Consider the following 21,257-nt stretch of genomic DNA (forward strand, 5'->3'; position numbering starts at 1 on the left):
TGTCAGTGACATCTAACCCGACGCTGCCTTACCAGCAAAGAACTCCGCCAGATACGCACCAATAGTTAGCATGCAGAAGGTTTTTCCATCATAAATTCGTCTGAGTCTTGGCGAGTTTTCACACAGACAACTATAGTTAAATGATTCAAGGATACTTTTTCACGTTCACATGCAGACCATACACGTGCTGTCGTCAAGGAAAGCTTTTTTAACCCGTTTTATGGTGGGTGGATTACTATTGGTGATCCTGGCAGCTGGCTGGTACATAGATGGGGTAAACGAACGTCGCCTGATAGAAGTGGAAAAAAACCGCACATTTGAAGAACTTAATGTCTATCGCACTCAGCTCGAAGGCACACTGGCTGCGAATATTCAGCTGGTACGAGGATTGGCCATTGCATTAGCACCTCAAGAGCGCCTCGACCAAAAGCAGTTTGAACGCTTTGCAGCGCCACTCTTTGAGACCAGTAAAGTACTCCGCAATGTCGGCGCCGCGCCAGACATGGTGCTACAGATGATCTACCCGCTCGAAGAGAATAAAAAAGCGATTGGGCTCAACTACCTCACTCACCCACAACAAAAAAAAGACGCCATCAAGGCCAGAGATTCCCGCACCATTGTGCTGACCGGCCCACTTGAGCTGGTGCAGGGCGGGGTAGCCCTGATCGCCCGCATCCCGGTCTATGTTGATAAAGACACCTTTTGGGGGCTATTGTCGGTTGTGATTGATATGCCCAAACTGTACGAACAAGTGTCGCTGAATAACCTGGAGAGTGATTACCTGATTGCCATTCAGGGTAGAAATGGTCTGGGGGACAGTGGTGAATATTTCTATGGCTCTCCCACGATACAAGAACACAACCCGCTCGCCTTCACGATCCATGTGCCATCGGGCAGCTGGGTATTGTACGCCGCACCGCGCTACGGCTGGAAGGCCTCTTCCGCCGCCTTATGGCCATTTCGCCTGGCACTATTGACCATAGTGTTGTTCTTTTTGTTCGCATTTTCATTTTACACACGCTTACTCTCCGAACTAAAAAGCAAAACCAGTGCACTGACCAACATGGGCTCGCTGGCTCAGGTCGGTGCCTGGTCTGTTGACCTGGCAAGCCATCAAATCACTTTGTCGGAAGTCACACGTCAGATTTTTGCTATCTCCCCCTATTATCAGCCAACCTGGATGAGCAGCACTGAATTTTTTAAAGAGGGTCCCCATCGCAAGAAGTTTCAGGATTATATGAACCAGGCAATCAAACATGGCAGGCCCTTTGAGGATGAATTCATTGTCCAGCCACAAAAAGGCCTGGAATGCTGGGTACTCATTAAAGCGCAAGCAAAACAAGAAAATGGCTGGACGTTACAGGTATTTGGTTCGGTACAAAACATCAATGACCGTAAATTGATGGCAATAGAACATGAAAAAGTGGCTAGAAATAATGAATTGCTGGCACAACTCAGCACACATGAAGCCATTCTCAACAATCACACAGAACGCGCACAGGAGCTATGCACCGATGCAGTTTGCCAGGCAGCCCGCGCATCACGTGCCAGTATCTGGCTACTTAGCGAAGATCACGCCCAACTTTACCCCACGTGCTTCAGCAATACCCGACGAGACAGCCTGCAACATTTCCCGCCCTGGCGCAAAGCGACACTACCCGGCTTGTTCTCAGCGGTACTCAGCAAGCAGCTTATTGAAGCTAGCACCGCCACTAAACACCCAATAACCCGACCTTTAGCTGATCAGTACCTTGAGCCATTTGAAGTCGAAGCAATGCTGATTACACCCATCCTTCATCGCGGCGCGGTCTGTGGCATTTTGTGCACTGAATACGGCGACCCCTACCCCGACTGGACAGACAGTGATCGGCGCTTTATTCAAGCCATCGCCGCGATGTTAGCCAGCCTGTTCAGTGGCCAGCAACAGCAGCAGGCTAAGCGCAAAGCGATTATTGAGAAAGAGCTGGCAGAGCAATCCGCTAAAATCAAAGCGGACTTTCTGGCCAGTATGAGCCATGAAATTCGTACCCCCATGAATGGCATCATTGGCATGCTTGAGATCCTGGGCAATTCTCAGCTCACCGACACACAGCAACGTAACCTGGCGCTGGCGCAAAGCTCAGCAGAATCTCTGTTAACCATTATTAACGACATACTGGACTTCTCTAAAATTGAGGCTGGCAAGCTCAATATTGAACAAATTGAATGTGACCTGATCCAGATAATTAGCGACTGTTTTGCTGCCTTTGCACCTCGTGCGAACGACCAGCAGACCGAGTTGTTCATTGATAGCCGCAACATGCAATACCAATATGCCAAAACGGATCCCCATCGGCTCAAGCAGATCCTCAATAACCTGATCAGTAATGCCGTCAAGTTTACCGAAGGCGGGAAAGTCACACTGACCTGTTATACGGAGCGGACCAGTGAGCAGTCTCGTTTGTGGTGCAGTGTTGAAGACACAGGGATCGGGATCAGCAAACAACAGCTCAGTAAAATTTTTGACTCCTTCACTCAGGCCGACCCTTCTACCACCCGTAAGTTTGGTGGTACCGGGCTTGGCCTGACCATAGCCAGACAATTGTGCGAGTTAATGGGCGGGGCACTCAATGCCTACAGCAAGCCAAATATAGGTAGCACGTTCACCTTTTACGTTGCGCTCGAAGATCCCCAGCCGATTCGGGTGCTCGATACCAATAATGACAGCCTGTATGTGATAGATGCACACTCTCCGTCCGATCTGGCTGCACGACACATGCTGGATGCCTGGCATATCCCAACAGAGCATTTTGAAAGTGTTGCACAGATGCTTAAAGCATACGATGCAAATACATCACACAAACCCGCTTTGATCATTGCCACAGAGGTGCTGAGTACGACGCCCGAATCGGAACTCAAAAGTCTGCTGAAACACATCAAAGCAAAGCAGCTCAGCTACGCCCTGCTGTGCCATACCATGCAAGAAACCAAGGCCTGGCCACAGTTCTCAGCGAACAACCTATTACTCTGCCCACTCACTCCTGCCAATGCGTTGTCTCTGGTTAAACGCAAAGAGCCGCTGGCAGCGAATATCACAGAGGACGTCTGCCTGGATGTGGATATTCTGCTGGTCGAGGACAATAAGATAAACCAAACTGTGGCAACCACACTGCTTGAGAAATTGGGGGCACATGTCACCTGCGCGCACAATGGCCTTGCCGCCATTAAGCACCTTAAAGTCCGCGAAGAGGCGTATGCGATTATTTTGATGGATTGCCAGATGCCCGAAATGGATGGCTACACCGCAACCAAAGAGATCCGTGCCGGCGTCGCTGGAGAGCAGCACCAGCAAACGCCTATCATTGCCCTCACAGCCAATGCAATGGAAGGCGATGAAGAAAAATGTCTGGCTGCCGGTATGGATGCCTACCTGAGTAAACCAATCAACTTTGCCGCGCTGAGCAAAATGCTACAGCGCTGGGTAGATGAAACCAAAGCGTGCCGAGTCACACATTGAAATTATCCGCTATTCACCTGACGCCACTATGCAAGGTCGTGCAAATCGCATAGAGTAAAGTTATGAAAATCAACCTGATCTGCTGCAAAGTATCACAGCACTTCATATAGGGAATAGAGATGAATTTATCCAAGATTGAACAACGGATCATCGGCTGTCTGCTGGAGAAGCAAACCACCACCCCCGATCAGTACCCTTTATCACTCAACGCGCTGACCAATGCCTGTAACCAGAAATCTAACCGCGAACCGGTCATGACCTTGTCTGAATCAGACGTGCTTGACACCCTGACCCAACTCGAACAAAAACGCATCGTCGTTTGCGATGAGGGCTTATCAGGTCGAGTAAGTAAGTACAAACATCGCTTTTGTAACAGCGAATTTGGTAGCCTGAAGCTCACTGAACAGCAACGCGCTATTGTCTGCTTGTTGCTATTACGCGGACCCCAGACACCGGGCGAACTGCGTACCCGAAGCGGCCGGTTGGCCGAGTTTAGCACAGTCGTTGAAGTTGAGAGTGCACTGAATGAACTCATACAACAAGAACTCGCCACCCGCCTGGCCAGAGAGCCTGGCAAACGAGAGGCGCGCTATCAGCACTTATTCGGCGATACAGCAGACCTGGAACAGGCCGAGAGCAGCCCTGCTGAGCCCGCAGTAAACCTGGATGAACTACTAGAAGAAATCGATCAGCTTAAGCAGGAACTTCAGGTCATCAAGCAACATCTTGGCCTGTAACCATGCGATCTCAGCAAGAAACAGATCTAATTGGTAACAATTTCAAGTAAACTTAGAGCAATCAATCATATTTAGGCCAGCCAGATAATATAACGTTGGCCAGAGGGAAATCCCATGCGTGAAGCTATCATTGCTGAAATGAAAGTTCAGCCAACCATTGATGTCGCGGCAGAAGTCGCCCGACGTGTTCAGTTTATTAAACAAACGCTGATTTCAGCCCATTGTCACAGCCTGGTGCTGGGGATCAGCGGTGGTGTTGATTCTTCTACTTGCGGCCGTTTGTGCCAGCTGGCCATTGATGAACTGAATGCCGAATCAGGTCGCCAGGGTTATCAGTTTATTGCCATGCGCTTACCGTATGGCACCCAGGCTGACGAAGATGAAGCCCAACAGGCTCTCTCCTTCATTCAACCCACTAAGCGCTTAACGGTCAATATAAAAGCCGCAGCCGATGCCATGCATGATCAGGCGCTTCAGGCAATGCAGATCAGTGAAACAGAGCTGCCGAGCGCAGCCCTGGTCGACTTTGTGAAAGGGAATGTAAAAGCCAGACAACGCATGGTTGCCCAATATGAAATCGCCGGCCTGACACGCGGCCTGGTGGTTGGAACAGACCATAGCGCTGAAAATATCACTGGTTTCTATACCAAGTTTGGTGATGGAGCCTGTGACCTGGCACCACTGTTTGGCCTGTCTAAGCGCCAGGTAAGAGCATTGGCCGATCACCTGGGTGCACCACAGTCATTGGTCCATAAAACCCCCACCGCAGATTTGGAGTGTGACCGCCCGGGTCTTGCTGACGAGGAAGCCTTAGGTCTGAGCTATGATGACATTGATGATTTTCTGGAAGGCAAGTCCATTAGCCTGGATGTCGAGCAACTGCTGGTTGATATTTATCAAAAGACCCAGCACAAGCGCAAGCCTATCCCCACCATTTACGATGATGAGTAATACCCCGACATAGTCTGAGTGATCTGGCCTGCACTAACCCACGTACAAGGCCAGACGCACACTGCGGGTACAGTCGCGGGATCACCCGCCACCCGTTAACTCTGCAAAGAAGGATACATGCCAATGACAGCGCCCATTTTAATCACCGGAGCCGCACAGCGTATTGGTCTGGCGATGGTTCAGCATTTTATCGCTGAAGACATTCCGGTGATCATGACCTATCGCACACAACGCCCGATCATAGATACCCTGACAGAACAAGGCGTGATCTGTATCCAGGTGGACTTCAATCAGGCAGACGCAATCGCAACGCTGATTGCCCAAGTTCAGCAACATACCGACACCTTGCGCGCGGTGATACATAATGCCTCAAGCTGGGATTGTGAAGCGCAAAATCCGGATCACAGTGCTTTATTTGATGCCATGATGCATATCCATGCCAAAGTGCCGTATCTGCTCAATATGGGCCTCGCACCTTTGCTACAAAACTACTCAGGTACAGCCGACATTATTCATATCACCGATTATGTGGTTGAAAAAGGCAGCCCAAAACACATCGCCTATGCCGCGAGCAAAGCAGCTTTGGATAACCTCAGTCGTTCTTTTGCCGCCAAATATGCACCGCATATCAAAGTGAACTCCGTTGCCCCATCACTGATCATTTTTAATGACGATGACAGCGAAGAGTATAAAGAGAAGACCCTGAAGAAATCCATTATGGGCATTGAACCTGGCTGCCGCGAAGTGATCGACGCCGTAGAGTTGCTGCGTAAAAGTAATTACATCACCGGCCGGACTTTGGCCGTGGACGGAGGCCGCCACCTGAAATAGCAGGCCTGAGCGAATTAACTACAGTGAGTTTTATTATGCATGACGAATTAAAAAGCAGTTTCCAACAGATCATTACCGCCGTAGGCGAAGACAAAGACCGTGAAGGGCTGCTTGATACCCCCAAACGTGCTGCCAAGGCTATGGAATACCTGACTCAGGGCTACCGTCAGGAGCTCAGTGATGTGACCAACAACGCCGTATTCAGCTCTGATGCCGATGACATGGTCTTGATCCAGGATATCGAGCTTTATTCTATGTGTGAACATCACCTGCTGCCCTTTGTTGGCCGCGCGCACATCGCTTACATTCCGAATGGCAAGGTGTTAGGCTTGTCTAAGTTTGCACGCATCGTGGACATGTACGCTCGTCGCTTTCAGATCCAGGAGCAGCTCACGCATCAAATCGCCAAAGCCGTAGAGGAAGTGACCGGTGCCCGCGGTGTCGGTGTGGTTATTGAGGCCAAGCACATGTGTATGATGATGCGTGGCGTTGAAAAGCAAAATTCGCAGATGCGTACCTCAGTAATGTTGGGTAACTTCCGTGAAGATGCCAAAACACGTAATGAATTCTTACAACTACTAAAACGCTAAGGACCGCTTATGCACACGGCGATCATCAATATTACCAACTTAAGGTTACGTACCTTCATCGGATTCAACCAGGAAGAAAGAGAGAAAAAGCAAGATGTTGTGATCAACATCGAGATCCACTACCCGGCTGATGCAGAGTGCTTGTTTCACGATGAAGTTGGCCATGCACTGAACTACAAAACCATTACCAAAGCGGTGATCGCCAAAGTTGAAGAAGGCCACTTCTTGTTGTTAGAAAAACTGGTCGCAGACATTCTGACAGAATGTCACCAACACCCTGATGTCAGCTACGCGAAAGTGAAAGTCGATAAACCACATGCACTGCGCTTTGCTGATTCTGTGTCACTGACGCTCGAATGGCGTAAACCAATGTGATCATACGCTGGCAGCCACTTACATAAAGCCGGCTGCCAGTCCTATCACCACCGCGTAACGCAACCCCTTACCTGTTGCAACCAACAGCAAAAAGAGACTGAACCGGGTTCTAAATACGCCGGCAACCAGCGTCAGGGGATCGCCCACCACAGGTAACCAGGCAAACACCAGACTGTAGACCCCATACTTTTCGAATTGATGCTGCGCTTTGCTCATTGCCTGTTTGGAAACAGGAAACCAGCGCTTGTCTTCTACCCGACTGATAATGGTACCGAGGTAATAATTAATCACACTGCCGAGCACATTGCCGGCGGTTGCGCTAAGCCATAGCAAAAACAGCTCCCCTTGCTGCTTTACCACCAATCCGGACAGCAACAACTCTGAAGAAGCAGGCAACAGGGTGGCGGAGATCAGGGCTGAAAAAAACAAAGAGAGATACAACATAACTATAATACTCGGAGCTGGCCTGCCGGGATGCCGTGACACCCTGTCTCAGCGTAGCGATTCAGACACCACTGAAGCTTGCGCTCACCTTAAAAATACGCATTAATGAAGGTATTGTACCGCAAGGACCATAATAATGATAAAACGTCTCGCTATTGCCGCTTTCATAACCGCACTGGGCAGTCAACTGAGTGCCTGTAAAGCCACCCCATTGCCAGAGGCTCATTCAAAGGGCTATGAAACCTATATCAACCCCGGCGACACTTTCAGGCACACACAGCTCATCAACATAGATGGTGAGCCGGTCCGGCTGGCTCAGGGTAACAAGCTGATCATCCTGTTTGCCAGCTGGTGCTCTGACTCTCAGCGCACGCTGAACGAGTTAAAAGCATCTCAACTGATGGCCGATCCGCAATTGCAAATTATCGCCATAGGCCGCGAAGAAGATGCCGACACCTTAAAAGCCTTCCGCACCTCCTTTGGCATCGACTTTAACCTGATAGCCGACCCCGACAGAGCCATTTACAGCCAGTATGCCAATAAGGGGATCCCACGTTTAATTATGCTGGATAACCAGAACCGGGTTGTGAAAACACTGATTGGCGAACAGGCAGGTATTATTGAACAGGTACGTTGGCAATGAGTACCGATGTCGTAAGCATATTGACCATGGCTAAAGTGATACAAACGGCGGTCGCCCCTGTGTTTCTTATCACAGGTATTGCTGCCACATTGGGTGTCTTGTCAAATCGACTGGCACGGATCACTGATAGAGCCAGATTATTGGATCGCAAATTAAACAACAGCCAGGACGAAGAACTAAAAGACCACCTCACCCGCGAAATGCGCGCATTGCTCAAACGCTCACGTTACATTCACATTGCTTTTAGCATGAGCGTGCTTTCTGCGTTATTAGTGTGTGCCGTCGTCATGGTGCTATTTATTTCCCACCTTTATTCTTTGTCGCTGGGTATCACGCTGTCGAGCTGTTTTATTGCCGCTATGCTGTTACTGATCTGCGCATTTTTAGCCTTACTTGCTGAAGTCTTTCTCGCCACCCGGAGTATGCGCCGGGGTATGATCTTTAAAGATATCGGAGAATAGCACGCAAAAATGCCCCTCAACCATCCGAGCTAGACACCTTAGATCTATTCGTTGGGCTGTTAAAGCAGCCTGACTCCCTCACCCTGTGTTCTGCCCGTGCTCAACGCATAAGCCACAAAGCATGACTCCCGCCGTACCCCATAAACCCAGCACCATAAAACGCCCATAAAAAAACCGCCCCGGGGTAACCCGGGGCGGTTTCTTCAACTAATGTTGTATTAGCTGCTTACTTACGCTTGCGGCGACGTAGCGCTGCAAACGGTGCTGCAAGTAACGTCAACCAAGCCAGTGAACCTGAGTCGTCGTCATCATTGTCATCACCACCTGTCAGGTCGTTCACACGAACTTCAACCATCACAGGCTCAGACGATTTGCCCATCTCATCTACAGCTACAACGTTGAACTTGATTACACGCTCGTACTCAAAGTCAATGTTGCCTGCCACAGTGATGATACCGTCTTCGTCAATAGACACCAGGTTAGTACCTGTCACTACGAACTGAGTCACATCACCATCAACATCAGAGAATGCTAGTCGGCCAATCTCAGTACCGATTGCCGCATTTTCATTTACGGTGAAACGCTGGTTCATTTCAACTTCTGGCGTGCCTTCATACTCGTCTTCAAGTACATAGAACACTACGTCTACCGGCTCAGACATATTACCCGCTTCGTCGTGCGCAGTAACCTTAACCGTGATCATGTCGCTTGCATCGTAGTCGATAGGACCAACAACTGTGATGTAACCTTCTTCATCGATTGCAAAAGAATTGCTACCTTCAATGCTGAAAGACACCAGGTCATCGTCCTGGTCCATCACCATCAGCATGCCAACTTCTGTGCCTTCTTCAGCATTTTCCATCACTTCAAAGCTCTGGTCAGCAGCAATAACTGGCGTCTGCTCTTCAACAGTATCTGCTTCGTTGGTGATCATCACTGTGATGTAACCTTGCTCAGATACGTTACCTTGTACGTCAATTGCTACAACAACCAGCTCAACCTGATGTACACCAGCATCGTAATCTAACAGGTCACCGTTGGTTACAACAATGTCACCGTCTTTAGTTACTGTGATACCTTCGTTTGACTGGAAGCGAACGAAGAACTCAGAAACATCTACTGTGCCTTCTTGCTCTTCAAGCTCTACCTGACCTAACACAGTGCCTGTTTCTGTGTGCTCAGGCGTCTCATGCATCGCGTTGATAATCGCAGGAGGTGTTGCTGCATCAGGGCCAGCCAGCACTTCTTCAGTTACTGCTGCCAGAATTTCAGTACCGCTTGCATCTGCAATTGCAAATGGTGCGTCTGCATTCACATACGCTTTTTCGCCTGGCGCCAGCTCTCTCACAGCGTTGCCATCTGCATCTACCAGTGTTGCGTTTGAAATACCAAAGATTGCGTTACCAGTCAGTGAATCAGTGACTGTGCTGATGCCAAGCTGGTAGTTATCCCAACCAACCTGCGCTTCAATGCTCATTTCGTTGCCCAACTGATCGGCAGTCAAACCAATAATGTCAGTACAACCAGAGAATGTCACCGTGCTTGAGCCTGTCTCATGGAACATCGGCGTCAAGAATCTCCATGATGGTGCACCATCAACAATTGCACCTGATACGGTACGACCACGACCTGGTACTGCAGCGCTGCGGCCTACATCGTTGTAAATCGCCAGTGCATAGTCAAAAGTGCCGTCATTATTGGTATCAAGATTCATGTGATAACCGGCCTGACGCAGATGCGTCACATCATCACGTAATTTCATTGATGCAGTGAAGAACAGACCCGTATCTGTACAGGCATCTGATGCAAACACATTGAACGTTGTGCCCAGGATATTAAAGGCTTTTTCTTCTTCGCTCGCTTCTTCACCAACGGCAACCAGCTGATCTGCCAGCGGGTTAACTGTTCTGTAACCGTTGTTCATTGCAACAAGCATCGGTTCGCCATTAACCATTTCATGGTGTAGATCAAGGCCGACATGCGCTTTAGGCAGCATGTGGTAAACCATGTGTAGGTCGTGGTCACCTTCAGTTTCAACGTCGTCAAATACCAGCGCACCGTCCATTTCTGACAAGGTCAACGCAGCAGCGCGAGGGCCAAGTTCATCAGCTGATAGCGGGTTAGTCATGCCCCACTCAGGTAGCTTAGCAGGATCTACTGTCACGGATACGTCAAACGCAATCGTCTGACCCGCAGGTACAGTGACTTCTTCTGGGTATTCCCAGCTTAGCGCGTCCATATCTACGTCATTTTCATAACGTGCTTCGATGCGCAGGTTATAAGTCTTAGGTGTATCAGAGAAGTTTTTCAGCTCTACTGTCTTAGTGTAGGTTGTCTCTTCTTCAAGTTGGTCATAGCCAAACGACAATGCACCTTGGTTGGTTTCATACTCAGAAACCCAGTTCCACGCTGCAACCGGCGATGCCATCGCTTTTTCAACATCAATCAGACCCGCACCGATACGGCTGATTGGCGCCAGTGGTGACTCAGGATCAACATTCAGTGAATCAACATGGATATCCAGGTTGGCGGTGTTCATCAGCATAGCTTTGATTTCAAAAGCATCCAGCTCAGGACGACCTTCTTTCATCAGGGCAACGGCACCCGCCACAATTGGGCTCGCCATGGATGTACCAGACATTCTGTGCAGCTGGTCACCGGTAGACGGCGCAGCCGCCAAAATGCTTGAACCAGGAGCCGCAATTTCAGGTTTCAACAAACCGTCCATTGAAGGACCACGTGAAGAGAAGCTCGATACACCACCTGTGGTTGCTTTCAATACACCGCTTACACTATAGGTTGCCGCGCCATCACGTAGTTGGTTCTTCAGGGCATCACCTGCCGCAAAGTTGATACCTACAGACGGGATCGTCACAGAAGCATCGCTACCACCCATAGGAGCAGGAGAGCCATCATCATTGTTGTTCGCAATCAGTACAAGTACCGCACCTCTTTCCTGTGCGTTGAGAACTTTTTCTGTGAAAGCACATTCACCACGGTCAATAAGCACTGCCTTACCGGTGAAATCCATGTCAGCAAAAGGATTGGTAGGCTCTGCGTCTGGCTCAGCATCCTCTGCTGGCTGAATAGTACAGCCGTTTTGGTTTGCGCTCGGATAAACCAGTTCAGCGTCGTCTTGTGTGAAGTTGAATGCTTCTTGCGGACCAAAGCTTGCAGGCTGGATCACCGTTTCAGAGCCTGCCATAGAACCTTCACCGAACAAGCTTTCATGTGTTGGGTGAGTCAAAGACGCCACAGACAGCGCGTTAGGAGTTGTACTTGGACCACCAACACGGAACGGTACGTCGTTGTCGTTACCGGCCGCGATGATCATGTTAGTGCCCAGCTCTACCGCGCGCTGGATCAGATATTGCGTACCATCGTCTGTGTAAGTGTTACCAAACTCGCCACCCAGTGACATATTCATCAGGTCAACACGGTCACTGATATCGCCGTCGCCATTTGGATCCATTGCCGCTTCAAGGGCATTGATCTGTGCAGCCCAGGTACAGCCGCCGCCACATACGGAATACACATACAGTTCAACATCAGGTGAAATACCCGTTACGTCGTGTGATACGTGTGTACCATGGTCAGTTAGTTCAGTCGCACCTTCGCGGAATTTTGGATCATCTTCGATTGGGTCAGCGTCGTTACGTACAAAGTCGTAACCGCCTTTTACCTGGCCTTGTGGCCAAGAAACAGTTGCCGGATCAGCCGCTTCGGCTTCATACGCCTCAACAGTACCCGCCGCTTCATTGAATACTTTGTGCGTGTAATCGATACCAGTATCTAGTACCGCGACTTTAACACCTTCACCGGTTACGCCCAGGTTTTGTTTTACTGAGTCAGCACCAATGTAGCCCGAGCTTTCTTCAACAAACAGTCGAGAATCTCTCAGTGGTAAAACGCGCTCAACCGCTGCATTATTACGTAATTTGTCTAGTGTGCTGTCTGATGCTTCAACAATCAGAGTAGAAGCCAAGACTTTAGTTGAGCCAAGTACCTTAGCACCTGAATCAAGCTGTTGAATTTGCTGTCTTAGGTTAGACTGAGCAGCCTGTACGCTGGCAAATGTATGCTTTGCTGCCGCTTCGCTGTACACACCTTTTGCGACCAGGTCTACCGCCGTGTTTTGTTTCATAACGACCAGGTAGGCGTTAGTGCGCGCTTCAGCTTTGTTGCCTTGCTCTAAAGCAACCTGGCTGACTTTGAGTGATGTGCTTGGTTGAACTTGTGCGGTTGCAGCCGTTGCAGATGCTGCCATCAATGCACCAGAGACAGCTGATGCTACCGCGGTGGCTTTAAATGAATACTTGGCCATAGTTTCCCCTAGGACTTGTTGTGTAAAAGATGTTTCTTTTAGTTTTAGAGAGTAGATTCGCCCATCAATATAGTGTGACTCGCCTGTTAATTACAATATTAAACATACAAAGAAGTTACAAACTTTTCATTCAAATCACAATCAGCTTTGCAACCTACTGTTTATTAAGAATTTTAAAACTGTAAACGAACGTAAACCGACCTGCAATAATGTTGTCATATTGAGGACGTTGTAAAGCAAGGTGAACAAAATACACACAAATTGAGTACCAAATGTAGTTCATAATTCTGAACTCGTCTAAGAGACTTGCAATATCTTTTGTAAAGACTTAGAAAAGAGGCAGTTTTTTTAAATTAAGGGGTCGAAATGAGAACTACACTATTATTAACAAGTTTATTAACCGGACTGTCTTTGAACGTACAGGCAAGTTCACTATTCGAAAAACCAGAAGACGCTATCGAATACCGTAAAGCAGCATTTCAACTGATCCGTTATCAGATTGGTGATATGGGCGACATGCTGAAAGGCAAAGTCCCGTTTGATGCAGAGCGTTTTAAGCAACGTGCTAACAATGCAGCGCATTTATCAGCAATGCCTTGGGAAGCCTTCCCGGCAGGTTCAGACAAAGGGGCAACGGACGCACTACCGGCAATCTGGTCTGATCGAGCAACCTTTGATAAAAAAGCACAAGCTTTTGCAGACTACGCACAAAAGCTGGCTGTTGCAGCAGAGTCAGGCGACAAAAAAGTCATTGGCGCAGCATTCAAGAATTGGGCAAAAGGCTGTAAAGATTGCCACAATTCATTTAAAGACTAAGCGATAAATAGCAATAAGGCAGCCGCCGCTGCCTTATAATGTGACCGAGTATCATCACGCACATGCCAATTTCACTCAGGTTCTAAGTCACGCCACTTCGGCTTAGTCATCAAAAAAGTCTAAATCGTCCTCGCCAAGATTACGCTTCAGGCGTTTTTGCTCCAGATAATCATCCAGACGACGTTTCACCTGCTTCTTTTGCTGTGCCTGTAGTTCTTTATCCAACGACCCAAAGTCGTCTTCATAATCATCATCTAACGGATCATAGGAAAATGTTTTACCCACGATGTGCTCCAAACTTAATTATGCTAAATAGTCCAGCAGTTCACACTATGATGACGCTGCATAAGTTAGTATTTAGCGCTAAAAGCTGACGCTGAAAAGCAAGTCTTTTTTATCCATACGATAAAAATTTTTTATTGCCACTTCCCCAACTAAACACTCTGGTTAAAATCACCACTTTTTAGCCATATTACTAACAAAGTGATATCGCTCCTCAGAGGCCAAAATAACAAAATCTCATATCTTTCAATAGCATAATAAAGTGGCACTGTTCTTGTTATTTCATACTGGTCATCAACACACCAAGGAACACATTATGAAAACTATGCTGCTTGCTTCAACTCTGGTTTTGTCCACCCAGGTCGCTGCCCATTCAGACAGCCACTTTTCCGTCAGTACAGATGAATGTGCCGTAGATTTTAAAAACGACGTGCACATTACGCCTGATCAGGTGTATATCAAAAACGGCTCTGGTCAGCCTTTGATGATAGATGCTCAGGGCTTTCTTTATATTGCAGATCAACCGGTGCAACTGAGTCAGGATGAGCGCATGGCAATGCAAACATATGCGGATACGCTGCGAGGCGAGCTGCCCAAAGTCGCCAGCATTGCATTACAAGGCGTGGAACTGGCCGGCGTCGCCATAGAAGAAGTCGCCAGCGCTTTTAACCTGCACAATTTCGAATCACTGTCAGGCCTGATGGATGAGCTGCATACCGAAATTGAAGGGGCGTTTTATCAGCAAGGTACTTTTGTGATGGGTGAGCAAACCTTTAATGACTTTGGTGAACACTTTGAGCATCAGTTTGAAGAGAAAATTGAGCAAGCCATTGAAGGTGCCATGATGGAGTCTATAGGTAGCCTGCTGGTTGCTATCGGCTCTGAAATGGTCAGCTCAGGTGGCGATATGGCGCGATTCGAGCAACGTATGGAAAACCTCGGCGCCGAAATTGAACAAAAAGTCGCACAGCAGGCAGACATGCTGGAGCAGCAGGCCGATGCGCTGTGTGGCAACTTCAAAACCATTGCAGAGCAGGAATCACAGCTCAGTGCAATGATCCCCCAGATGGAAGGGTATCAGTTATTCGCTTATCGCTAAGCCCCGGTTATCCCTGTGCAGTCAGCCACACTTGTCTAAGCTAACTGCTTATCACAGGTGTGGCTGCTTTTTTGCCTGAACCACTAACTCGCCCAGGGTGCGCACATAGCCTTCCATCTTGTCGCACCAGGGCAGACCGTAGCTGATCCGAACACAACTGCGATAGCGCTCATAGGCACTGAATATCGCGCCGGGTGCAACACTGATCCCCGCCTGGAGGGCCAGCTGAAAGAACAGTCCACCGTCATATTCGTCCCCCAGGTCCAGCCATAATACACAGCCGCCTTTAGGATCACTAATACGCACGTGGTCAGGAAAGTACTTCTGAACCGCCAGGCGCATCTTTTGTTTATTATCAAAAAGGCGCTTACGAAGTTGTCGCAAATGGCGCTGAAATTCACCACTGGCCATAAAATCTGCCAGCGCCCATTGATTCATCATAGGTGCAGAGCAGCTCAGTGCCCGCTTAAAGCGCTTTGCCCGGGCGCTTTGCGGCCCTGCCAGCATCCAGCCAACGCGATAGCCTGGCGCCACGGTCTTGGAAAACGACGAGCATGTCAATACCTCACCCGGCTGTGCAAAGCACTGCGCTGGCCTGACTCTTTGCTCACCAAAATACAGATCGCCATATACATCATCTTCGATCAGCACCACCTCGTGCGCACGGAGCAGCTGCAACAACTGCTGCATCCGAGATTCAGGCATCTGACTGCCCAGTGGATTATTGATACTGGTTGAAAACAGACAGGCCTTGATCGGGTGCCGTGCCAGAGCGGCGCTGAGATCATCGAGCCAAATGCCATCATCCGGACAGACGGGAATTTCGATCGCTTTCAGACCGAGGTTTTCGACCAGCTCAACAATCCCAAAGTAACAGGGTGACTCAATGGCCACGATGTCTCCGGGCTGAGTGACACACTGCAACGCAATCGCAATCGCTTCCTGGGCACCATTGGTGATGATCAGCTCATCACTATTCACCGTTAATCCCAATGCCAGATAATATTGCACCACCTGTGCTTTAAGCATCTTCAGGCCATCAATGGCTCCATAGTCCAGCATACGCGCCTGAGCCTGTCGCATTGCCTGACGCATACTTCTGGCCAGTGCCTGTTGCGGGCTTGACGCTGCAACCGGATTTGCCAGCCCCAGCGGGGCAACATCCGACAAATGGATCCCCTCGTACACGTGTTCAATCAACTGCTGCTTGTTTACCATCACAGGCTTGGCTGGTAATTTGCTGCGCTGCGGTGTCGCTGTCTGTTGTCCATCTTGCAAAAAATACCCCGACTTCTCGCGCGCCACAATCTGACCCGACATTTCAAGGTGCTGATAAGCCTGCTGGACTGTGGGAATACTGACCCGCAAACGGCTTGCCATGGCCCTTAACGACGGTAACTTATCGCCCGGGTTGAGCAACTCCTGCTCGACCATGTCACGGATCACGGTAATCACTTGCTGATATAGGTAATCAGACTTCAAAGTTGAATGATTCATCTGTATAGGTATAAAAACACATTTTTTGTATCTGGCATGTACAGAATATATCGCTAAACTGGCCACGCTGACTAGTCCTTCTTGTGAGTTAAAAGAATGAATAACGTTTTTCTGTATACGATTACCGTCCTGATCTGGGGCTCCACCTGGCTGGCGATCGAGTTCCAGCTGGGCACGGTAGACGAAGTGGTCTCTTTGTTTTACCGCTTCGCAATCTCTGCCGCCTGTATGTGGTGTTATGTGCTGATCAAACGCCCACCGATGCGATACTCACTCACGGATCATGGCTTCTTTATGCTGCTGGCACTGGGTAACTTCGGCTTAAATTACCTCTTACTCTACTGGGCGCAAGGCAGCCTGACCTCCGCGATGGCCTCCATTGCCTTTTCACTGCTGCTGGTCGCCAATATCGTCAATACCCGATTGTTTTTTGCCAAACCCATTGCGGGTCGCATCTACATTGGTGCAGCACTGGGACTCGGCGGCATCGTCAGCTTATTCTGGCAGGACTTGATCAATGCAGATCTCAACAGCGACGCTTTCATCGGGTTACTGCTGGCACTGGCAGGGATGTTTATCGCCTCGCTCGGTAATATGGTCAGTGTCCGTAATTCCAATCGCCAGATTGGGGTGTTGCAGGGGAATGCCTGGGGCATGTTGTATAGCGCACTGTTTTTAGGCGGCTATGTGGCGCTCAGCCCATTACAGTTTAGTATTGAGGCCGATGCACAGTACTGGGGGTCGTTACTTTACCTGTCAGTGTTTGGCACTGTGATAGCGTTTGCCTGTTACTTCCACTTGCTAAAAAACATTGGTCCGGAAAAAGCCAGCTACCTGATTGTGCTGTTTCCACTGGTCGCAGTGACGCTCAGTACCTGGTTTGAAGGGTTTGTCTGGCAGCTCAACACCTTTATCGGGTTCTCTTTGGTGCTGATTGGTAACGCCATCGTGCTCACACCGTACCGCCGTATTCGCGCCTGGCTCAGTCCGACGACGCCGTCCCGGGCAAACTCCTGAGTTGTATGGCCCCTGGCAGGCTGCGGATCGTCACTGGCGTTGTTGCCACCAGATCGCCGTCTGCCTCCACGGCCAGCCCTGGCGTCACAATATCCAGCTGGGTGCGCTTTTCCCGGTGCACCCAGGGCAAGCGCTGATGACATCCCACCAGCATCGCCGCAAACACTATCAGCCGCTGCCACCAGCTTTTGGCAGAAAACCACATACACTCCAGCTGACCATCCTGTAACTGTGCTAAAGGCGCCGGCTGCAGCCCCGCTGCAAAAAAACGGCCATTGGCCAGAAGTAACATCATGCCCTGTGTTAAGCTCCTGCCCTGAGCCGTTTTGAGCTCAATAGTTGGTGCACAAAACAATTGTTTAAGGCCGCCCCAGACATAGCTCAGTGCTCCGCCATGCTTTTGTCCCTTCAGGCTTTGCACGACGTCTGCATTGAACCCCACTCCGGCAATATTCACAAAATAGCGCTCCCCTATTACGCCCAAGTCTAATGCAATACTGTGCGGTGAAAAGACCGTCGCGCGCCATTGCATTTCGGTATAACCAAACTGACGGCAAAAATCATTGCCCGTGCCCGCAGGCAAACATGCCAGCAGAGCCGACGAACCACACATCGCATTGACAACCAGGTTGATGGTTCCATCGCCCCCAACCACCACCACCGATGATTCAGTCTGGAGCCGCAACCGGATCGCCTCCTCATCGCGACCATAAAACCCGCTCGTCTCATACCAGCTGAGGGGGATCTGGCGTTGCTCAGCCTGCGCGCGTAACCAACGTACATGGCGTTGCAATTTTCGCCCACTTCCCGGTTTATATACAACTAACAAACAACCCCCAAAACAACAAAATCAATTTATCTGAATAATTACCCAGAATAAAGTCAGGAAAAGCAACCCATAAAAAACAAACAGCTATAAATAAAGAAAAAAAATCAGATATCACGTATTCATAAAAGTGAATAAAAAATTAGAACCCAAATCCTAATAGGATAAAAAAACCTTATTTACATTAGTTTTTTTAATCCGTCACCAGTAATTTTTATCGTTTTATTTTTAGCCACAATGCACGCAAAATAACCATGTCGATACAGACCAACATTACATCAAAATCTTGAGGAGTCAGACATGCTTAATTCAGCTGCAGCGTGCAGCAACACGCAAACCACCCTAAACACAGTCGAAGCGCCAGTCATCAAGCGCCGCTTTAAACTAACGACTTGGTTAAATAACATGGGTAAACAACTGATGTTAAGTCAGGTGGTTATGTATAAGTAAGTCTGCTTCGGGCATGAGCTCCCCCAACCGTTCATGCCCTCTTCCACCCTCATTACCCCTATTTCAATATCATAAAACACACCTAACCGACCATAAATCGGTCAAAGTCATAAAAAACTGCACTTATCCGTACAAAATTTAAGCAAACAATTCAAAAACTATTTACAGCGCTAAATTCGCTAAGTATTATCTTTGCCCATGGAGAGATGGCTGAGTGGTTGAAAGCACCGGTCTTGAAAACCGGCATACGTTAATAGCGTATCTAGGGTTCAAATCCCTATCTCTCCGCCATTTTTAAGTTTTTGCGCCGGAGAGGTGGCCGAGTGGCTGAAGGCGCTCCCCTGCTAAGGGAGTATAGGGTTTGTAGCCCTATCGAGGGTTCGAATCCCTCCTTCTCCGCCATTACTTTTAAAAGAACCGCCTATACGGCGGTTTTTTTATGCCTGAAATAAACCTGTTCACTGATGAGAAGGTGGGTGAGAACCCTCGACCAGGGTTCGACAATTTTGTCTGGAACAAAATTGAACGCACTTCAGTGCGGCCCACAGGGCAAAATACAGGACGTATTTTGTCATCCCTCCTTCTCCGCCATTACTTTTAAGAGAACCGCCTTTATTGGCGGTTTTTTTATGCCCAAATTTTACCTCTTCACGAATGAGAAGATGGGTGAGAACCCTCGACCAGGGTTCGACAATTTTGTCTGGAACAAAATTGAACGCACTTTAGTGCGGCCCGCAGGGCAAAATACAGGACGTATTTTGTCATCCCTCCTTCTCCGCCATTACTTTTAAGAGAACCGCCTTTATTGGCGGTTTTTTTATGCCCAAATTTTACCTCTTCACGAATGAGAAGGTGGGTTAGAACCCTCGACCAGGGTTCGACAATGTTAATTGAACGCACTTTAGTGCGGCCCGCAGGGCAAAATACAGGACGTATTTCGTCATCCCTCCTTCTCCGCCATTGCTTATAAAAGAACCGTCCCATTGTGGACGTTTTTTTTATGCCCGAAAACGAATCCCTCACTCTTGTGCACACACCATTGCTTTAAAAGAACCGCCTATACGGCGGTTTTTTTGTGCCCAAATTTTACCTCTTCACGAATGAGAAGATGGGTGAGAACCCTCGGCCAGGGTTCAACAGTTTTGTCTGGAACAAAATTGAACGCACTTTAGTGCGGCCCGCAGGGCAAAATACAGGACGTATTTTGTCATCCCTCCTTCTCCGCCAGTGCTTTTAAAAGGTTTGCCACGACCCCCACTTTTAACGAACCATTCATTCTGATGACTCGCAAAGCACTTCAAATCCACTTTTACTGGTTATTATCCTGTATTCTCCGTGATAAGGACATTCGGGCATCTTAGCTAAGTATTGTGGGACAAGGTCGCTGAGGCTGGGTACGCCTGTGCCGTTTGTTGTCATGTACAGCGCGATGGCGTCCATTATTATTAATGTATCCAGTTCAAATTTATCTTTTTTTGCTTCTTCCAGCGTATCAAATTCAATCATTGGCTCAAGAAATATAACAAGAATAAAAACAACAAAGACAAAAGCTTTCAATGACAGTACTCCTTTGTAGCGTGGTCCTCGACGACGATTCATCGTATTAAACGCCTATTGTCCGGCTTATTTAAACACCTAGTCAAAACAACACGTCATTTTTCAGTGCTTATCCTGGCGCAACCTGCTTGATTTGTGAAGTCACAACTTTCTGAACCCATTGTGTTTTTTATACCAGCTGCAATCACCACCTACTGCGTACTAGCCCGTTTGCTTCAGCATGCATGCCTGACTCCACACTCGTTGCACATTTCAATGATGGAATGTCTGCATTCACAACATGCTTGTTTCACTGGCCATCAATTACGGTATACCCGATGGTTGAAAATTGGTCTGTACCAGTTCAAAGGCACTGGACAGTGCCTGGCCAGCCAAGCGGCAACTACACAGCATTAAGGAAACATATGACTATCCCCTCATCAGAGTCGCAGTCGGTTTACCCTTTGGGCCAGCACATTATTGTCGATCTGTTTGATGCTTCTAACCTGATAGGTGAAGCGCACATAGAAAAGATGATGATTGAGTGCGCCAACGCTGCTAACGCCACCGTTCTGAAAACCCATTTACACCCATTTGAAACCAACGGTGGTGTGTCGGGGATGATCATTCTGGCCGAAAGCCATATTTCTATTCACACCTGGCCGGAGTACAACTTTGCTGCCATGGACATTTTTATGTGCGGTGAAGCGCAGCCTGAACTGTGCCTGCCAATAATAGAGGCGTGTTTTCAGCCGGGCCGAATGGTCATTAATACCCTCACCCGAGGTGGCTCTGTGAGTCGCACCGGAGCATTTCAGCCCCTGTTAGAGAACCAGTTACACGCAACCCTTAAAACCGCATAACAACGGAGTATTCACGCAC

General features: G+C 48.7%; 19 protein-coding genes and 2 tRNA genes. 15 read left to right on the forward strand and 6 right to left on the reverse strand.

From position 1 onward, the window contains the following. The first annotated feature begins 169 nt into the window (after nucleotides 1–169). From QNM19_RS23495 to folX, 6 genes are all read left to right on the forward strand, one after another. Nucleotides 170–3,496, forward strand: a complete 3,327-nt coding sequence (locus tag QNM19_RS23495; RefSeq protein WP_284027278.1) for an ATP-binding protein — start codon at nucleotides 170–172, stop codon at nucleotides 3,494–3,496. Nucleotides 3,497–3,615: 119 nt separating this feature from the next. Then, nucleotides 3,616–4,233 carry a YceH family protein gene (locus QNM19_RS23500; protein ID WP_049864377.1) on the forward strand — a complete coding sequence of 206 codons (618 nt, stop codon included), beginning with the start codon at nucleotides 3,616–3,618 and terminating at the stop codon, nucleotides 4,231–4,233. 114 nt (nucleotides 4,234–4,347) lie between these two features. Further along, nucleotides 4,348–5,184: an ammonia-dependent NAD(+) synthetase gene (gene nadE / locus QNM19_RS23505; RefSeq protein WP_049864376.1), complete on the forward strand. Its 837-nt coding sequence runs from the start codon at nucleotides 4,348–4,350 to the stop codon at nucleotides 5,182–5,184. A 123-nt stretch (nucleotides 5,185–5,307) separates the two neighbouring features. After that, the gene (folM, locus tag QNM19_RS23510) at nucleotides 5,308–6,015 is read left to right on the forward strand and encodes a dihydromonapterin reductase (protein ID WP_049864375.1); all 708 of its coding nucleotides are present in this window, start codon (nucleotides 5,308–5,310) and stop codon (nucleotides 6,013–6,015) included. A 35-nt stretch (nucleotides 6,016–6,050) separates the two neighbouring features. After that, complete coding sequence (gene folE / locus QNM19_RS23515; protein WP_058796844.1) at nucleotides 6,051–6,605, forward strand: GTP cyclohydrolase I FolE; 555 nt, start codon at nucleotides 6,051–6,053, stop codon at nucleotides 6,603–6,605. Between the two features lie 9 nt (nucleotides 6,606–6,614). Beyond that, nucleotides 6,615–6,980: a dihydroneopterin triphosphate 2'-epimerase gene (gene folX / locus QNM19_RS23520; protein ID WP_010387050.1), complete on the forward strand. Its 366-nt coding sequence runs from the start codon at nucleotides 6,615–6,617 to the stop codon at nucleotides 6,978–6,980. An 18-nt stretch (nucleotides 6,981–6,998) separates the two neighbouring features. Here folX and QNM19_RS23525 read toward each other — a convergent pair whose 3' ends face one another. After that, nucleotides 6,999–7,424 (reverse strand): YqaA family protein, encoded by a 426-nt coding sequence (locus QNM19_RS23525; RefSeq protein WP_049864374.1) that lies wholly within the window; start codon nucleotides 7,422–7,424, stop codon nucleotides 6,999–7,001. Between the two features lie 136 nt (nucleotides 7,425–7,560). On the opposite strand from QNM19_RS23525, the gene QNM19_RS23530 reads away from it, so the two are divergent. Together QNM19_RS23530 and QNM19_RS23535 are read left to right on the forward strand one after the other, a co-directional pair. Then, nucleotides 7,561–8,067 carry a TlpA family protein disulfide reductase gene (locus QNM19_RS23530; RefSeq protein ID WP_049864373.1) on the forward strand — a complete coding sequence of 169 codons (507 nt, stop codon included), beginning with the start codon at nucleotides 7,561–7,563 and terminating at the stop codon, nucleotides 8,065–8,067. Beyond that, complete coding sequence (locus QNM19_RS23535) at nucleotides 8,064–8,528, forward strand: DUF2721 domain-containing protein (RefSeq protein ID WP_049864372.1); 465 nt, start codon at nucleotides 8,064–8,066, stop codon at nucleotides 8,526–8,528. The genes QNM19_RS23530 and QNM19_RS23535 overlap by 4 nt, the downstream gene beginning before the upstream one ends. 226 nt (nucleotides 8,529–8,754) lie before the next feature. Here the strand turns inward: QNM19_RS23535 and QNM19_RS23540 are convergent, their stop codons facing one another. Then, on the reverse strand, nucleotides 8,755–12,852 hold the full coding sequence (locus QNM19_RS23540; protein WP_284027279.1) for a S8 family serine peptidase: 4,098 nt from the start codon (nucleotides 12,850–12,852) through the stop codon (nucleotides 8,755–8,757). A 366-nt stretch (nucleotides 12,853–13,218) separates the two neighbouring features. Between QNM19_RS23540 and QNM19_RS23545 the strand changes: the two genes are divergently transcribed. Next, nucleotides 13,219–13,668, forward strand: coding sequence for a c-type cytochrome (locus tag QNM19_RS23545; protein WP_049864369.1), 450 nt, complete (start codon nucleotides 13,219–13,221; stop codon nucleotides 13,666–13,668). Between the two features lie 102 nt (nucleotides 13,669–13,770). Here QNM19_RS23545 and QNM19_RS23550 read toward each other — a convergent pair whose 3' ends face one another. Then, nucleotides 13,771–13,953: a PA3496 family putative envelope integrity protein gene (locus QNM19_RS23550; protein WP_010387042.1), complete on the reverse strand. Its 183-nt coding sequence runs from the start codon at nucleotides 13,951–13,953 to the stop codon at nucleotides 13,771–13,773. Nucleotides 13,954–14,266: 313 nt separating this feature from the next. Between QNM19_RS23550 and QNM19_RS23555 the strand changes: the two genes are divergently transcribed. Next, nucleotides 14,267–15,049, forward strand: coding sequence for a DUF2884 family protein (locus QNM19_RS23555; protein ID WP_010387041.1), 783 nt, complete (start codon nucleotides 14,267–14,269; stop codon nucleotides 15,047–15,049). A 51-nt stretch (nucleotides 15,050–15,100) separates the two neighbouring features. Here the strand turns inward: QNM19_RS23555 and QNM19_RS23560 are convergent, their stop codons facing one another. After that, nucleotides 15,101–16,546 (reverse strand): aminotransferase-like domain-containing protein, encoded by a 1,446-nt coding sequence (locus tag QNM19_RS23560; protein ID WP_197094278.1) that lies wholly within the window; start codon nucleotides 16,544–16,546, stop codon nucleotides 15,101–15,103. A 96-nt stretch (nucleotides 16,547–16,642) separates the two neighbouring features. On the opposite strand from QNM19_RS23560, the gene QNM19_RS23565 reads away from it, so the two are divergent. Further along, on the forward strand, nucleotides 16,643–17,563 hold the full coding sequence (locus tag QNM19_RS23565) for a DMT family transporter (protein ID WP_049864367.1): 921 nt from the start codon (nucleotides 16,643–16,645) through the stop codon (nucleotides 17,561–17,563). Here QNM19_RS23565 and QNM19_RS23570 read toward each other — a convergent pair. After that, nucleotides 17,529–18,392: a diacylglycerol/lipid kinase family protein gene (locus QNM19_RS23570; RefSeq protein ID WP_284027280.1), complete on the reverse strand. Its 864-nt coding sequence runs from the start codon at nucleotides 18,390–18,392 to the stop codon at nucleotides 17,529–17,531. The genes QNM19_RS23565 and QNM19_RS23570 overlap by 35 nt on opposite strands. 297 nt (nucleotides 18,393–18,689) lie before the next feature. Between QNM19_RS23570 and QNM19_RS23575 the strand changes: the two genes are divergently transcribed. From QNM19_RS23575 to QNM19_RS23585, 3 genes are all read left to right on the forward strand, one after another. Beyond that, nucleotides 18,690–18,839: a hypothetical protein gene (locus tag QNM19_RS23575; protein ID WP_156202263.1), complete on the forward strand. Its 150-nt coding sequence runs from the start codon at nucleotides 18,690–18,692 to the stop codon at nucleotides 18,837–18,839. Nucleotides 18,840–19,039: 200 nt separating this feature from the next. Beyond that, a tRNA-Ser gene (locus QNM19_RS23580) sits at nucleotides 19,040–19,130 on the forward strand. 18 nt (nucleotides 19,131–19,148) lie between these two features. Continuing rightward, nucleotides 19,149–19,241, forward strand: a tRNA-Ser gene (locus tag QNM19_RS23585). An 870-nt stretch (nucleotides 19,242–20,111) separates the two neighbouring features. Here QNM19_RS23585 and QNM19_RS23590 read toward each other — a convergent pair. Further along, complete coding sequence (locus tag QNM19_RS23590; protein WP_049864364.1) at nucleotides 20,112–20,396, reverse strand: hypothetical protein; 285 nt, start codon at nucleotides 20,394–20,396, stop codon at nucleotides 20,112–20,114. A 404-nt stretch (nucleotides 20,397–20,800) separates the two neighbouring features. On the opposite strand from QNM19_RS23590, the gene speD reads away from it, so the two are divergent. Further along, entirely contained in the window at nucleotides 20,801–21,238 is a 438-nt protein-coding gene (speD, locus tag QNM19_RS23595) for an adenosylmethionine decarboxylase (RefSeq protein WP_284027281.1), read from the forward strand. Nucleotides 21,239–21,257: the final 19 nt, after the last annotated feature.

Source organism: Pseudoalteromonas ardens (assembly GCF_030125445.1).
Classification (GTDB): domain Bacteria; phylum Pseudomonadota; class Gammaproteobacteria; order Enterobacterales; family Alteromonadaceae; genus Pseudoalteromonas; species Pseudoalteromonas ardens.

What these genes read in the sequence shown, in the direction of transcription:
- QNM19_RS23540 (WP_284027279.1), bottom strand. Translation starts at nt 12,852, where the DNA reads ATGGCCAAGTATTCATTTAAAGCCACCGCGGTAGCATCAGCTGTCTCT.
- QNM19_RS23565 (WP_049864367.1), top strand. Translation starts at nt 16,643, where the DNA reads ATGAATAACGTTTTTCTGTATACGATTACCGTCCTGATCTGGGGCTCC.
- speD (WP_284027281.1), top strand. Translation starts at nt 20,801, where the DNA reads ATGACTATCCCCTCATCAGAGTCGCAGTCGGTTTACCCTTTGGGCCAG.
- QNM19_RS23560 (WP_197094278.1), bottom strand. Translation starts at nt 16,546, where the DNA reads ATGAATCATTCAACTTTGAAGTCTGATTACCTATATCAGCAAGTGATT.
- QNM19_RS23535 (WP_049864372.1), top strand. Translation starts at nt 8,064, where the DNA reads ATGAGTACCGATGTCGTAAGCATATTGACCATGGCTAAAGTGATACAA.
- QNM19_RS23555 (WP_010387041.1), top strand. Translation starts at nt 14,267, where the DNA reads ATGAAAACTATGCTGCTTGCTTCAACTCTGGTTTTGTCCACCCAGGTC.
- folE (WP_058796844.1), top strand. Translation starts at nt 6,051, where the DNA reads ATGCATGACGAATTAAAAAGCAGTTTCCAACAGATCATTACCGCCGTA.
- nadE (WP_049864376.1), top strand. Translation starts at nt 4,348, where the DNA reads ATGCGTGAAGCTATCATTGCTGAAATGAAAGTTCAGCCAACCATTGAT.
- QNM19_RS23530 (WP_049864373.1), top strand. Translation starts at nt 7,561, where the DNA reads ATGATAAAACGTCTCGCTATTGCCGCTTTCATAACCGCACTGGGCAGT.
- folM (WP_049864375.1), top strand. Translation starts at nt 5,308, where the DNA reads ATGACAGCGCCCATTTTAATCACCGGAGCCGCACAGCGTATTGGTCTG.
- QNM19_RS23500 (WP_049864377.1), top strand. Translation starts at nt 3,616, where the DNA reads ATGAATTTATCCAAGATTGAACAACGGATCATCGGCTGTCTGCTGGAG.
- QNM19_RS23525 (WP_049864374.1), bottom strand. Translation starts at nt 7,424, where the DNA reads ATGTTGTATCTCTCTTTGTTTTTTTCAGCCCTGATCTCCGCCACCCTG.
- folX (WP_010387050.1), top strand. Translation starts at nt 6,615, where the DNA reads ATGCACACGGCGATCATCAATATTACCAACTTAAGGTTACGTACCTTC.
- QNM19_RS23495 (WP_284027278.1), top strand. Translation starts at nt 170, where the DNA reads ATGCAGACCATACACGTGCTGTCGTCAAGGAAAGCTTTTTTAACCCGT.
- QNM19_RS23545 (WP_049864369.1), top strand. Translation starts at nt 13,219, where the DNA reads ATGAGAACTACACTATTATTAACAAGTTTATTAACCGGACTGTCTTTG.
- QNM19_RS23575 (WP_156202263.1), top strand. Translation starts at nt 18,690, where the DNA reads ATGCTTAATTCAGCTGCAGCGTGCAGCAACACGCAAACCACCCTAAAC.